8 protein-coding genes and 1 pseudogene are annotated in these 13,017 nt (G+C 62.8%); 4 read left to right on the forward strand and 5 right to left on the reverse strand.

The features are described 5' to 3' along the window. Positions 1–119: 119 nt before the first annotated feature. Entirely contained in the window at positions 120–1,640 is a 1,521-nt protein-coding gene (gene exaC, locus BLU37_RS10980; protein ID WP_010449402.1) for an acetaldehyde dehydrogenase ExaC, read from the reverse strand. A gap of 333 nt (positions 1,641–1,973) precedes the next feature. On the opposite strand from exaC, the gene BLU37_RS10985 reads away from it, so the two are divergent. Beyond that, positions 1,974–3,896: a sigma-54-dependent Fis family transcriptional regulator gene (locus BLU37_RS10985; protein WP_090204743.1), complete on the forward strand. Its 1,923-nt coding sequence runs from the start codon at positions 1,974–1,976 to the stop codon at positions 3,894–3,896. Positions 3,897–4,117: 221 nt separating this feature from the next. On the opposite strand, the gene BLU37_RS29900 is transcribed toward BLU37_RS10985, so the two are convergent. Both BLU37_RS29900 and BLU37_RS29905 read right to left on the reverse strand, forming a co-directional pair. Then, the gene (locus tag BLU37_RS29900) at positions 4,118–4,981 is read right to left on the reverse strand and encodes a methyl-accepting chemotaxis protein (protein ID WP_408003675.1); all 864 of its coding nucleotides are present in this window, start codon (positions 4,979–4,981) and stop codon (positions 4,118–4,120) included. Positions 4,982–5,020: 39 nt separating this feature from the next. Continuing rightward, positions 5,021–6,040 (reverse strand): annotated as a pseudogene (locus BLU37_RS29905) (methyl-accepting chemotaxis protein); the annotation flags it as partial. Positions 6,041–6,497: 457 nt separating this feature from the next. On the opposite strand from BLU37_RS29905, the gene pmrG reads away from it, so the two are divergent. Both pmrG and BLU37_RS11000 read left to right on the forward strand, forming a co-directional pair. Then, the gene (pmrG, locus tag BLU37_RS10995) at positions 6,498–7,145 is read left to right on the forward strand and encodes a lipopolysaccharide core heptose(II)-phosphate phosphatase PmrG (protein WP_090204750.1); all 648 of its coding nucleotides are present in this window, start codon (positions 6,498–6,500) and stop codon (positions 7,143–7,145) included. Between the two features lie 135 nt (positions 7,146–7,280). Then, entirely contained in the window at positions 7,281–7,616 is a 336-nt protein-coding gene (locus BLU37_RS11000; protein WP_010449410.1) for a hypothetical protein, read from the forward strand. 62 nt (positions 7,617–7,678) lie between these two features. Here BLU37_RS11000 and BLU37_RS11005 read toward each other — a convergent pair whose 3' ends face one another. Beyond that, positions 7,679–9,133: an ArnT family glycosyltransferase gene (locus BLU37_RS11005; protein WP_090204753.1), complete on the reverse strand. Its 1,455-nt coding sequence runs from the start codon at positions 9,131–9,133 to the stop codon at positions 7,679–7,681. Between the two features lie 149 nt (positions 9,134–9,282). Next, positions 9,283–11,112: a gamma-glutamyltransferase gene (gene ggt, locus BLU37_RS11010; protein WP_090204756.1), complete on the reverse strand. Its 1,830-nt coding sequence runs from the start codon at positions 11,110–11,112 to the stop codon at positions 9,283–9,285. Between the two features lie 259 nt (positions 11,113–11,371). On the opposite strand from ggt, the gene BLU37_RS11015 reads away from it, so the two are divergent. Beyond that, the gene (locus tag BLU37_RS11015; protein WP_090204759.1) at positions 11,372–13,012 is read left to right on the forward strand and encodes a glycosyltransferase family 39 protein; all 1,641 of its coding nucleotides are present in this window, start codon (positions 11,372–11,374) and stop codon (positions 13,010–13,012) included. Positions 13,013–13,017: the final 5 nt, after the last annotated feature.

The following is a 13,017-nucleotide window of genomic DNA, read 5'->3' on the forward strand; positions in this document are numbered from 1 at the left end:
TTTCGGGTGTCGATTTGCTGTACAGCGTGCACGCAGAGCCCGTGCCGGTGTGGCCAGGCGTTATGTTGGGGGCAGGATGGGCCCATTCGCGGGCAAGCCCGCGAATGGGCTTTCAGGAGTTAGAAGAACCCGAGCGGATTGATGTCGTAGCTCACCAGCAGGTTCTTGGTCTGCTGGTAGTGGTCGAGCATCATCTTGTGGGTTTCACGGCCTACACCGGACTTCTTGTAGCCACCGAACGCGGCATGCGCCGGGTACAGGTGGTAGCAGTTGGTCCACACGCGACCGGCCTTGATCGCCCGGCCAACGCGGTAGGCGCGGTTGATGTCGCGCGTCCACAGGCCGGCACCGAGGCCGAACTCGGTGTCGTTGGCAATCGCCAGGGCTTCGGCTTCGTCCTTGAAGGTGGTGATGCTCACCACCGGGCCGAAGATCTCTTCCTGGAACACGCGCATCTTGTTGTTGCCCTTGAGCAGCGTCGGCTGGATGTAATAGCCGCTGGACAGATCACCGTCGAGTTTCTGCACCTGGCCGCCGGTCAGCAGTTGTGCGCCTTCCTGCTTGGCGATTTCCAGGTACGAGAGGATCTTGTCGAACTGCTGCTCGGAGGCCTGGGCGCCGACCATGGTGTCGGTGTCCAGCGGGTCGCCACGCTTGATCTGTTCGACCTTCTTCATCACTGCCTGCATGAATTCGTCGTAGATCGACTCCTGCACCAGGGCGCGGGATGGGCAGGTGCACACTTCACCCTGGTTGAAGAACGCCAGCACCAGGCCTTCGGCGGCCTTTTCGATGAAACTCGGCTCGGCCTGCATGATGTCTTCGAAGAAGATGTTCGGCGACTTGCCGCCCAGTTCCACGGTGGAAGGGATGATGTTCTCGGCGGCGCATTTCATGATGTGCGAGCCGACCGGGGTCGAGCCGGTGAAGGCGATCTTGGCGATGCGCTTGCTGGTGGCCAGGGCTTCGCCGGCTTCCTTGCCGAAACCGTGCACCACGTTCAGTACGCCGGGCGGCAGCAGGTCGCCGATCAGTTCCATCAGCACGCAGATGCCTAGCGGGGTCTGCTCGGCAGGCTTGAGCACCACACAGTTGCCGGCGGCCAGGGCCGGAGCGAGTTTCCACGCGGCCATCAGCAGCGGGAAGTTCCACGGGATGATCTGGCCGACCACGCCCAGCGGTTCATGGATGTGATAGGCCACGGTGTTGCCGTCGATTTCGGCGGCGCTGCCTTCCTGGGCGCGCAGGCAACCGGCGAAGTAGCGGAAGTGGTCGGCAGCCAGCGGGATGTCGGCGTTGAGGGTTTCGCGTACGGCTTTGCCGTTGTCCCAGGTTTCGGTGATCGCCAGGGTTTCCAGGTTCTGTTCGATACGGTCGGCGATCTTCAGCAGAATCAGCGAACGGGCCTGCACCGAGGTGCTGCCCCAGGCGTCGGCGGCGGCATGGGCAGCGTCGAGCGCCTTGTCGATGTCCTTGGCGTTGGAACGGGGGAATTCGGCGATGGGCTTGCCGTTGACCGGCGAGGTGTTGGTGAAGTACTGGCCGTCGACGGGTGCGACGAATTCGCCATTGATGTAGTTGCCGTACTTGGCCTTGAACGAAACGATGGCGCCGGCAGTACCAGGGTGGGCGTAACGCATGGTGAGTGTCTCCTTGGCTTTTGTGCTTATTAGGGAGTACGCGGTTGAGCGTCTGACAAGCGTAGAGCAAAGGTCGGGCCAGTGCGTTGCAAGCCCTCTATGACGGGGCCTCGCCTGGTGGGGGCGAGACGCAGGCGGGTGGGCTGTGACAACGGTGGTACAGCCGGGGGTGACACTTTGTAACGCTTTCGGCGCAGTCCGTGACTCATCGGTCGTGGGGTGATTGCAATGCTCGCCGTGCAGGAGGATGCTGGCGGTTCAGGTGAAGTCGAACACACCAGAACTTCTGTGGGGATGGCCAGCCGTCCCTGCAAAGGGGGAGAACAATAAGAAATGCACAACAACCATCTGAGTCGTCACGCCCAGCAGGTGCTCACCGTGACCCAGGGCAAGGCCTTGAGCGGCGGTCCGGGCAGTGATCCGTCGATTGCCCGTTCCTGGCTGCGCTGCCTGGAGGACTACCACCTCGACCCCTCGTTGAGCATTGCACCGACCGTGCTTGAACACGGTCGCCTGCTGGAAAGCCGCGAGCGTCTGCGCCAGGTGTTGCAGATTGCCGGCAACGAGATGACCAGCCTGCACCAGCAGTTGTCTGGCGCCGGCCATGCCGTGCTGCTGACCGATGCCCGTGGGGTGATCCTCAACTGTGTCACCGCGCCCGCCGAGCGCAAGATCTTCGAACGTGCCGGGCTCTGGCTCGGTGCGGACTGGAGCGAAGCGTGCGAAGGCACCAACGGTATCGGCACCTGCCTGGTTGAACGGCAGGCGCTGACCATCCACCAGGGCGAACACTTTCGTGGCCGCCATACCGGCCTGACCTGCTCCGCCAGCCCGGTGTTCGATCCCCAGGGTGAGTTGCTGGCGGTGCTGGATGTTTCCTCGGCCCGTCCGGAAATGTCCCGGCAGAGTCAGTTCCATACCATGGCGCTGGTGAACCTGTCGGCGAAGATGATCGAGAGCTGCTATTTCCTGCGCCATTACGACCAGCACTGGCTGTTGCGTTTCCATTTGCAGGCCGAATCCGTTGGCCTGTTCAGCGAGGGGTTGCTGGCGTTCGATGGCGAAGGACGGGTCTGTGCGGTCAACCAGAGTGCCCTGAACCTGCTGGGGCTGGGCCGTGGCAGCCTGCTCGGGCAGCCGGTAGAGGCGTTCTTCGATTGTGCGCTGGATGAGCTGCTCGGTCGGGCCAGTGCCCAGGCCAGCGCCAGTTGGCCGTTGCGTACCCGCGATGGGCGCAGCCTGTTCGCCGTGTTGCGTGGTCAGCCGCGCAGCGTGCCCAAGCCGCTGGTGCCGGCGCCCCTGTTGGTACCGGGTGTGGGGAGCGTCCAGGCGGACATTTGCCTGGATGACCAGGCGCTGCAAAATGACTTTCGCAAGGCCTTGCGGGTCTTCGAGCGCGATGTGCCGTTATTGATCAACGGCGAAACCGGCTCGGGCAAGGAAGCCTTTGCCAAGGCGGTGCACCAGTCCAGCCAGCGCGCGCAAAAGCCCTTTGTCGCCCTCAACTGTGCAGCGATCCCCGAAAGCCTGATCGAAAGCGAATTGTTCGGTTATCGCGGCGGCAGCTTTACTGGCGCCCGCAAGGAAGGGATGCGCGGCAAGTTGCAGCAGGCCGATGGCGGCACACTGTTTCTCGATGAGATCGGCGACATGCCGCTGGCCTTGCAGACCCGCTTGCTGAGGGTGCTGGAGGATCGGCAGGTGGTGCCGATCGGTGGCGAGCCCGAGGCGGTCAACGTGCGGATCATCAGTGCGACCCACCGTCATCTGCTGGAGCGGGTGCAGGACGGCCGTTTCCGCGAGGATCTGTATTACCGGCTCAATGGGCTGGAGATCGCCCTGCCGGCTTTGCGCGAGCGCAGCGACAAATCGCGGTTGCTGGATTTTCTGTTGGCGCAGGAGGCGGCGGGGCAGGTGGTGTCGATCGAGGCGGCGGCGCGTCAGGCCCTGTTGGGGTTCGCCTGGCCGGGGAATGTCCGGCAGTTGCGCACGGTGCTGCGTACCCTGGTGGCGTTGTGTGAGGACGGGCGGATCGGGATTGCGGATCTGCCAGCGATGATTCGTCAGGCTCGTCCGGTGGTCGAGGCAGTGGTGGTTGAGCCGATTGAGGCGCATCCGCTGGAAGATGCCGAGCGCGTGGCGTTGCTCAATGCGCTGGAGCAGCAGCGTTGGCACATGACCAACACGGCGGGGCAGTTGGGGGTCAGTCGCAACACCCTTTACAGGAAGCTGCGCAAGCACGGGATTGCCCGCTAGGCGCAGACGCTGTGAACACCCATTCGACAGTCTCGTGATTTGCACAGAATTGGCCGGCCTCTTCGCGGGCAAGCCACGCGCCTACAGAGTTTTGTACTTCGCCCATCTGATGTACGACGCCCTCCTGTAGGAGCGTGGCTTGCCCGCGAAGGGGCCCTCAAGCCTGGCCGAGAGCCCTGTAGCCAACCACTGACACCCCGTCAGGCACAAGCCCGATCAGGTCACACCCGGAAGTGGCTGACCATCGTCTGCAACTGGCTGCCCAGGCGTGCCAGTTCGACGCTCGACGCCGCGGTATCATCGCTGGCCGCCGCGGTCTGTTCGCACACGTCGCGAACATTGATGATGCTGCGGCTGATCTCTTCGGCCACCGCGCTCTGCTCCTCGGCGGCGGCGGCGATCTGCTGGTTCATCGACTGGATGTTCGATACCGTGCGGGTGATGTTTTCCAGCGAGACCCCGGCCTTGCGGGTCAGCTCGACGCTGCTGTCGGTCAGTGAGCGGCTGTTGTTCATCACCGTCGCCACCTGCTGTGTGCCGTTCTGCAGCGCCGCGACCAGGCCTTCGATCTCCTCGGTGGACTTCTGGGTCCGCTGGGCCAGGCCACGGACTTCATCGGCCACCACGGCGAAACCACGACCGGCCTCACCGGCACGGGCTGCCTCGATGGCGGCGTTGAGCGCCAGCAGGTTGGTCTGTTCGGCCACGGCCTTGATCACGTCCATGACGCTGCCGATCTTGTCGCTTTCCTTTTGCAGCACGCTCATGGCTTCGGTCGAACGCACCACTTCGCTGGCCAGACGTTCGATCTGGGCAATGGCTTCGCCCACCACCCGGTCGCCGGCACGGGCTTCGCCATCCGCAGCAGCGGCGGCCCGCGACGCTTCTTCGGCGTTGCGCGCAACCTCCTGAACGGTTGCGGTCATTTCGTGCATGGCGGTGGCTACCTGGTCGGTCTCGATCTTCTGGCTGTTGACCCCGGCGCTGGTCTGGCCAGTGACGGCCGAGAGTTCTTCGGCAGCGCTGGCGATCTGGGTCACACCGTCGCGGATGCCGCTGATCAGGTCGCGCAGGGTACTGCCCATGCGCTGGATGCCTTGTTGCAGCACACCCAGTTCGTCACGGCGGGTGATGACCAGGCTGTGTGTCAGGTCGCCGGAGGCAATGCGTTCCACCACGTTCAGGGTTTCCTGGATCGGGCGGGTGATCTGGCGCGTGATGACGACGGCGGCGAGGATGCCGACCAGCAACGCGAGCAGGGTGCTGCCCAATTGCAGGCTACGGGCCTGGGCGCTTTCCTTGTCACGGCGGTCCAGCTGGATCTGGTACAGGTCGTCGCTGCGCGAGACGATGTCCGTGCCCTGATCGGTCATTTCCTTGCGTGCCTGCACGATATCGCCGTTGGCTTTTTTGTACGCCTGTAAGGCCGTGCGGTAGTTGAGCAGGCCGGCTTCCAGTTGTTGCAGTTCGTTTTGCTGGGTGTTGCTGAAGTGCTGCGCCAGTTGTTTGAGGCTGGCAATCGCTTCATTCAGTTGGTTGACAGCCTTCTGTTCGGTTTCCGGGTTACTGTTTGCGGTGTAGCCACGCACTTCGTAGCGGGTCAGTTGAAACTGTTCCTTGGACTGGGTGATGGCCTCGAACCGTTCGAAACGGTTTTCCTCGCCGGGGGCCATCTGCAGCACGTTGTCGTGGAGGGTGTTGATCTGCTTCTGTACGACTTCGGCGGTGTCGCCCATATCCTTGCGAGCACTGTTACCGGTGCGATAGGCCTCACGCATCTTGTTCAGCGACTGCTGGTAGGCGCTGATGGTGGCAGCCTGCTCCTTGAGCAGCTTGAGGTTGTCCGGGCTCTTGAAACTGTTGAGCAGTTTCTGTTGCAAGGCGATGAACGCATCGAGGTTGACCTGGACGTTCTGTGCGGCAGTTTCGTCGCCATTGGTCATCATGTATTGCAGTCGCGCCACGCGCAGTTTGGTCAGCGAGGCATTGAGTTGGGTGATGTCACTCATCCAGTTGCTGCGGTCGATCAGACCGCCCAGGCTGGTCCAGCCGGTCAACGCCAGGATCGTGGTAAGTGCCAGGACCAGGCCGAAGCCCAGGCCCAGTTTCATATTGACGCTGATGTTGCCAAACCAGCTATTCATCGAATTCCTCCAGTAACTTTGTGTTGCGTGTTCGTTGGGTGGCTGGAAGGTCTTGTTATTGGTGCCAGCAAAATTTGTTCGTAGGGGGGTATCGGCGGCGGGGCCGATAGCTGAAAGGTTTTTTCTTTGGGAAGATGTTTCACGAAAGCTGACTCCTTGCAGGTGATTCAGACGGTCCGGGCGAATGCACGTTTCGTCGGGATGCTTTCACCTGGCTTTGAGCTGGCTTGGGGGTTAAGGAATTTTTCACATTCCTTTCACCGCAGGACGACCGGCGCAGACCTAGGCTCTGGATCCGGATGAGTGGGGAGCCGGGAGCGGAGTGCTTTCTCCCGCGGCAGTGACGCCTGATGCTCAGTTGTCATTTTTGCTCTGTAGCGTCACCGGTATCACTTACTCAACCAGCCTTTGTCGTAGGGGCAGCCCAAACGTGGAATCAAGACTGGCGTATGGCTGGGTGCGGCGCTCGTTCGAATCGAGCCGCTTGGCCAAGTATAAGATCGTGCTGGCAATCCTGCTCGCAGCGCTCCTCGTCATTCTGCTTGTCCTGTCGATTCTGCGACCGACGGTCGTTGCCGACCTTGCGCGCGGGGGGGAGAGCAGTGCCATTACCCTCACTACCGCCTGGAAAAAGGGCGAGATGGTGGTGCTGGTGCGTCATGTCGAGCGGTGTGACCGCTCCAAGGCTCAATGCCTGGCGGAGCCGGATGGCATCACTGATCGGGCCCGCGATGTGGCAGTGGGACTGGGGGCGCGTTTTGAGCGGCTCGGCCTGGCCAGGACCGATATCTACAACAGCCCGTTGACCCGTGCGGTCCAGACCTCCACCTACATGTTCAACCAGGCCAGCAGTACCCAGGACTGGCTGTTCAACTGCCGAAAGACCATGCTGCGCGATATCCGCCGCTACAAGGTGCATGGGCGCAACCTGGTACTGGTCACCCACAGCGAATGCATGAACGCACTGGAACAGATGCTGAACGTCTCCATTCCGTCTCCCGGCTATGGTTCTGCGCTGTTCCTGAGCGAGCCTGCGACGAGCACGCCCCCCAAGGTCATCGGTTATCTTGACGCCTCGGACTGGTCGCAGGTGTTCAAGCCGTAGGCGGGTTTCGCTGAGCGCGCGTCTGAAGGGCGGCCACAGGGCAGACGATCTTTCATTTGAGTTTGTCGTCATCCGCTTTACAGTACGCGCTCCTCGGGAAATGAATCCCGGGGTGTTTGCCTATGGAGTTATCCCTTGAAATACGCGAGCAAAATCGCTGCTTCCCTGCTGTTCACCCTGGCTCTGGGTGGTTGCACCGGCACCGCGATGAAAACCCAGCAATTGGACAGCAACCAGTACACCGTGATCGGTCACAGCGAAGCGACCGCCACCGGCATGCTGCTGTTCGGGGTTATCCCGATCCGCCAGAACGACCGTTTCGTCCGTGCCCAGACCGCTGCTATTCAGGCCAAGGGCGGCGACGCACTGATCAATACCCAGATCCAGGAAAACTGGTTCTGGGCCTGGGTCCTGACCGGTTACACCACCAAAGTGTCCGGCGACGTGGTCAAGCTGAAGAAAGCTCAGTAAGTACCCGCCCGAAAAAAACGGCGCTCCTGGAGCGCCGTTTTTTTATGCCCGAAGCCGGGGGCTCAGCGAGTGTAGAAGTAGTAGGTGCGTTTGCCGCCGATGGTGACGGTCGCCAGGATCGTGTGTGAAGCGTCGGGCTCCTGGTTCTGGACGACGGCGACATTGTCCGATGAGGCGCGCAGGAAGGTATCCAGCTGCTCCGGGGTTTGCACCACCTGTTGTTGGCGCTGGGTGTAGAACACCGTCGAGGCCAGGCGTTCGTCCGGCTGATACAGCGCGACCTGCTTGCCGCTGGTCTGTAGCGCGATGATTTGGTCGGTTACCGGCTTGAACGAAGTGTTGCGGTCGGCCAACGGCGCGCGCCAGGCGGCTACCAGGTAACCACAGACGACCACCGCCAACAACGTGGCGGCCAGGGGGCGACGACGCTCGACCAGTTGGCGGCTGAACGTCGACGTGGCGGATCGCCGACGCAGCCAGTCGAGCAGCACGACGCTGTATTCGGCGGCGATGATGGCGGCAGCCGGTGCCATCGACACCATGTAGACCATGCGTTTGCTCGAAGCCAGTGTCAGCAGGGTGAACTGGGCGAGGAGCCAGATGCTGGCTAACAGCAGGTGGCGCTTGCGTGCCAGTTCCTTGCGCAGGTGCCAGAGCCCCAGGTACACCAGCAGGTTCCAGGGCAGAAAGGCCTCCGGCAACTTGGTGAAGTAATAGTAGAAAGGCTCGTAGTGACCGGCGGCGGTGAAGGAGCCGCTGAAGCGACCCACGCTGTTGGCCCAGAGCACTTCCCTGACCGCATCCGAACCGCCCTGTCCGTACAGCAGTTTCAGCCAGATCAGCAGCGGGATCAGTCCGACCAGGGTGAACAGCGCCGGGCGTAGCCAGTTGCCGACGCTCAAGCGCTTGTCGATCAGGCTCTCGCTGAGCAGGTAGAAGAAAATCACGATCCCCGGCAGCGCCAGTCCCAGTACGCCCTTGGTCAGGGTCGCAATGGCGATCCCCACGGCGAACACCAGCCAGCCACCCAAGGTGGCGGCTTGTCGCCTGCGTTGCTCGTTGGCGTGGAAGAAAGCGAACAGCGCCAGGGACACACCGAGGCTGAGGATGGCGTCCTCACCGACCTGGCGTGCGTTGCCCAGGTAGCTGGCCATGGTCATCAGCAGGGCGGCGGCGGTCCAGGCCAGCAGGGTCGGTCGGCCGATCCTGCGCATGAAACCGTAAAGGGCGAGCACCGTGAACAGCCCGGCGAATGCCGAGGCCAGGCGCACGGCCAGTGGCGTGGCACCCACCAGCTTGATGGCGGTGGCATCGAGCCAGAGGCTCAGCGGCGGTTTCTCCAGAAACGCATCGCCCAGTAGACGGGGAGTGATCCAGTCGCCGTTCAGCTGCATTTCCATGGCGATCCCGGCCACCCGGGACTCGGTGGAGCCCTGTAACTCATGGTTGCCGAGGGCAAAGAAGAAGACGAGACAGCCAAGCAGGCACAGCAAGATAACGGGACGTATCGTTCGCATGGAAATACCGGCAAGAGGAAATTCAGCCCTGGGGCTTCACAGTAACCCAGCACTATACGGGGGAAGATCTTAATAAATTGTGAATGACTGTTATCCGGCTGGGCTTGCCCGGCAGCGGTGGCGAGCAGACTCGCCACCGCCCTTGCCGATCAGTCGCCGAGGGCTTCGCCTTCGCGCCGGGGATCGGCACCTCCGGCCCACGACATGCGGCCCTGCGCATCGCGCACCCGCATGATCGCCTGGGTGCCGCTGGTCATTTCCAGTTCGTTGATCTCATGCCCCTGCTGCTTCAGCGTGTCGATGGTCGGTGCGGAAAACAAGCCGGGCTCCAGCTCGGTCGGGCCGTTGCGGCTGCCGAAGTTGGGCAGGTTGATCGCCGCCTGCGGGTCGAGGTTCCAGTCCAATAGGCCAACCAGGGTCTTGGCCACGTACTCGATGATCTGCGAGCCGCCCGGTGAGCCGACGGTACCGAGGAACTCGCCGTTCTGGCGGTCGAACACCAGGGTCGGTGCCATCGACGAGCGTGGGCGTTTGCCCGGCTCGACGCGGTTGGCCACCGGTTTGCCGTTTTCGCTGGGGATAAAGGAAAAGTCGGTCAGCTGGTTGTTGAGCATGAAACCCTCGACCATCAAGTGTGAACCGAACGAGCTTTCCACCGTGGTGGTCATGGACACCGCGCTGCCCTGGTCGTCCACCGCGACGATCTGCGAAGTGGAGATACGCATCGGCGAGCGGTCGGGGGCGAGGGCGACCTGCAGGCCGGCCGGTACGCCGGGTTCGGCCTTGCCCAGGCTGCGTTCGCTGATCAGTCGGGCGCGTTCGGCCTGGTATGCCGGGTCGATCAGGCCGGCTACCGGCACCGGCACAAAATCACTGTCGGCCACGTACAGGCCGCGGTCGGCATAGGCCAGCCGCTCGGCCTCGGCGATCAGGTGCACGGCCTCCGGGCGTGGTTCCAGGCCGGCGGCCGTCGTGGTCTTGAGCGGCGGCAGCGCCGGGAGTGCCCAGTGTTTGTTGCGCGCTTCCAGCGCCTGCAGGGTGCCGAATATCTGCGCGATGGCGATCGCACCGGAGGAGGGTGGCGGCATGCCGCAGAGCTTCCATTGCTTGTAGTCGGAGCAGATCGGCGTACGTTCCTTGGCCTGGTAGCCCAGCAGGTCGGCCAGCGACAGGCTGCCGGGGTTGGCGCTGCCATTGACGGCGGCGACGATTTCCCGGGCGATGCTACCTTTATACAGCGCGTCGCTGCCTTCGTTGGCGATGCGCTTGAGCACGGCGGCCAGTGCCGGGTTTTTCAACAGCGTGCCGACCGCTTTGGGGCGACCGTCAGGTTCGAGGAAGTAGGCGGCCATGGCCGGCGATTTCGGCAGAAACGGGCTGGCGGCAATCTGTTTGTGCAAGCGTGGCGAAATCGGAAAACCCTGCTCGGCCAGGCGGATCGCCGGCTCGAACAGCTTGGCCCAGGGTAGCCGGCCGTTGCTGCGGTGGGCCAGCTCCAGGGCGTGCATCACTCCGGGCGTACCGACCGAGCGGCCGCCGATCTGCGCCTGGGTGAAGGCTATCGGGGTGCCGTCGGCGTTCAGGAACAGCTTTTCGCTGGCGCCGGCCGGGGCGGTTTCGCGACCGTCGTAGGCATGCACCTGTTTGCCATCCCAGACCATGATGAAAGCGCCGCCGCCGATGCCGGTGGCTTGCGGTTCGACCAGGGTCAGCACCGCCTGCATCGCGATCGCCGCATCCACGGCGGAACCGCCCTGGCGCAGCATCTCTCGTCCAGCTTCGGCGGCCAGCGGGTTGGCGGCGGCGGCCATGTGCCGGGTCGCGTGCTGGGTGAGCATGCCGCTGCGATACCCAGAGCCGATCTCCGGGGCGTCGGGCATGGCGGGCTTGGCGTGACTGGGGACGCTGCAGAGCGCCAGCGAGAGGGCGAGGGTCAGGTTGCGCAGGACGGGGTGACGGGACGGGTTTCGGGAGTGCACGGCGTAGGCTCCTACCTTGGACTGACCTGGGACTATAGAGGGTGGCGGGAGGCAGGAACAACACGGCGTGCTCCTGATCGAGCCTTATCCCGGCCAGAAAAGGCGAGGCAGGTCGGGCAAATACGCGGTTGCGGTGCCTGCGCGCTTGTCGGGAAACTCTCTCAGTCGATCGGTTTTTCCCATTCGTTCAGGAAATATTCAGTGCTCTGAACGACACCATGCAGGTTTGCCCGCCCAACCTGTTTCGAGTCGTAGAACGATGGTCAACGAAAAACACCTTGGCAGGCAGTCCCTGTCTATCTTCCTGCTTGCGCTGTTGCTCTTCACGCTGGGTATCTGGGATCAGACCGCCCAGGGTTTCGATGGCCGCTGGTGGCTGTTCCTTGAGGAAATGTTCCGCCACGGCCCGGGCTTTTTTGCCACGACCTACGGCGAGCCCTATCCCGATTACCCGGGAACCGCGACGTTTCTGAGTTACCTGTTCGCCCGGTTGCTGGGGGCGCCGAACCACCTGGCCAATATCCTGCCGACAGCGCTGGCCTCGGCGGGCGTGCTGGCAATGATCTATCGGCTGCTGGCACCGTCGAGCCGCACCTGGGCGTTGCTGACCGTGCTGCTGACCGCACTGACGACGCAACTGCTCGAAAAGTCCCGTTCGGTGTGCCTGGATCAGATGACGTCGTTGTTGTGCCTGGCCTGTTTCTATCTGCTGCACACGGGCGAGCGTCTGGGGTCGAAGCTGCGGCAATATGCGGTGTTTCCCCTGTTCGCACTGGGGTTTGTCATTCGCGGGCCGTTGGGGTTGATCGAAGTCTGTGGCGTGGCCTGTGTCTACTGGGCCATGGGCGTTGCCCGCTCGCGGGCCGAGACGCTGCAAATAGTGCGCAGGGTGCTGGGTTACGGCTTGGTCGGTCTGCTGTTGCTGGCTGCCGGCTGGTGGGCGTTGATAAGCCTGGCGCGTCTGAGTGGTGGTGAGGATTTCGCCAAACAGGTCTACACCATGCAGATTGGCGGTCGCCTGGGCGAAAGTGGCGAGCCGTTCTACTTCTACTTCCAGCTCAGTCTCTACCGCTACTTCCCGGTGGTGCCACTGGCGCTGGCGACGTTGATCGCGTTGCGCCACAAGTGGTCGCTGCGTGATCGTGACAGTGAGGTGCAACTGGTTCTGCGGCTCGGTGCCTGTGGCTTGATGATCCTGTTGGGATTGTCGGTACCGCACTTCAAACGTGCCTACTACATCTTGCCGATGGTGCCGATGTTCGCGGCGGTGGCGGCCTATGGGCTGCTGCATGCACAAGGTTGGCTGGTGGGTGTGCGGCGTTTCTACAGCGGACTCGTGGCGTTGCTGCCGGGGCTCGGGATTATCGTGGTGTTCGTCTTGCGCCACACCTGGCTCAAGCATGGGTTCTGGCCGCAGGTGTCGTTGCCGTTGTTGGTCGGCGCGTTGGTGGTCTTGCAGGTGATCGCCGCCAATCTCTGGTTGAAGCCATCCGGCGAGCTGGGGCGGCGTCTGGTGCTGCTGAGCCTGATCGCCCTGGCGACCCAGTGGCTGCTGCTGGTCAAGGTGGTGGAGCCGGCCCAGGACCTGGAGTTCGACACGCGGGGGTTTGTCGAGCCGGTGGAGCGCCTGCGTGCGGTGAATCCTGGGCCGCTGGTGTTCCTCGATATGGGACAGGACACCTGGGCAGTGCGCTACATGATGAACCTGGACCACGACGAGAAACCGCTGTTCGTTGCCGGGAAGGACGCCGCCCGCCTGGACTCGTTGCCACGCCCGGCCTGGGTAATCCTGTCGCGCAAGGCGCAGGCGCTGTTGGCAGGCACCTCGTTGGAAAAGGCGACGCCGGTGTTCGAAGGGCGGTTCAATGGCAATCCTTGCCTGGTATTCGAATTGAAGTGAGTGGG

Source organism: Pseudomonas asplenii (assembly GCF_900105475.1).
GTDB classification, from domain to species: domain Bacteria; phylum Pseudomonadota; class Gammaproteobacteria; order Pseudomonadales; family Pseudomonadaceae; genus Aquipseudomonas; species Aquipseudomonas asplenii.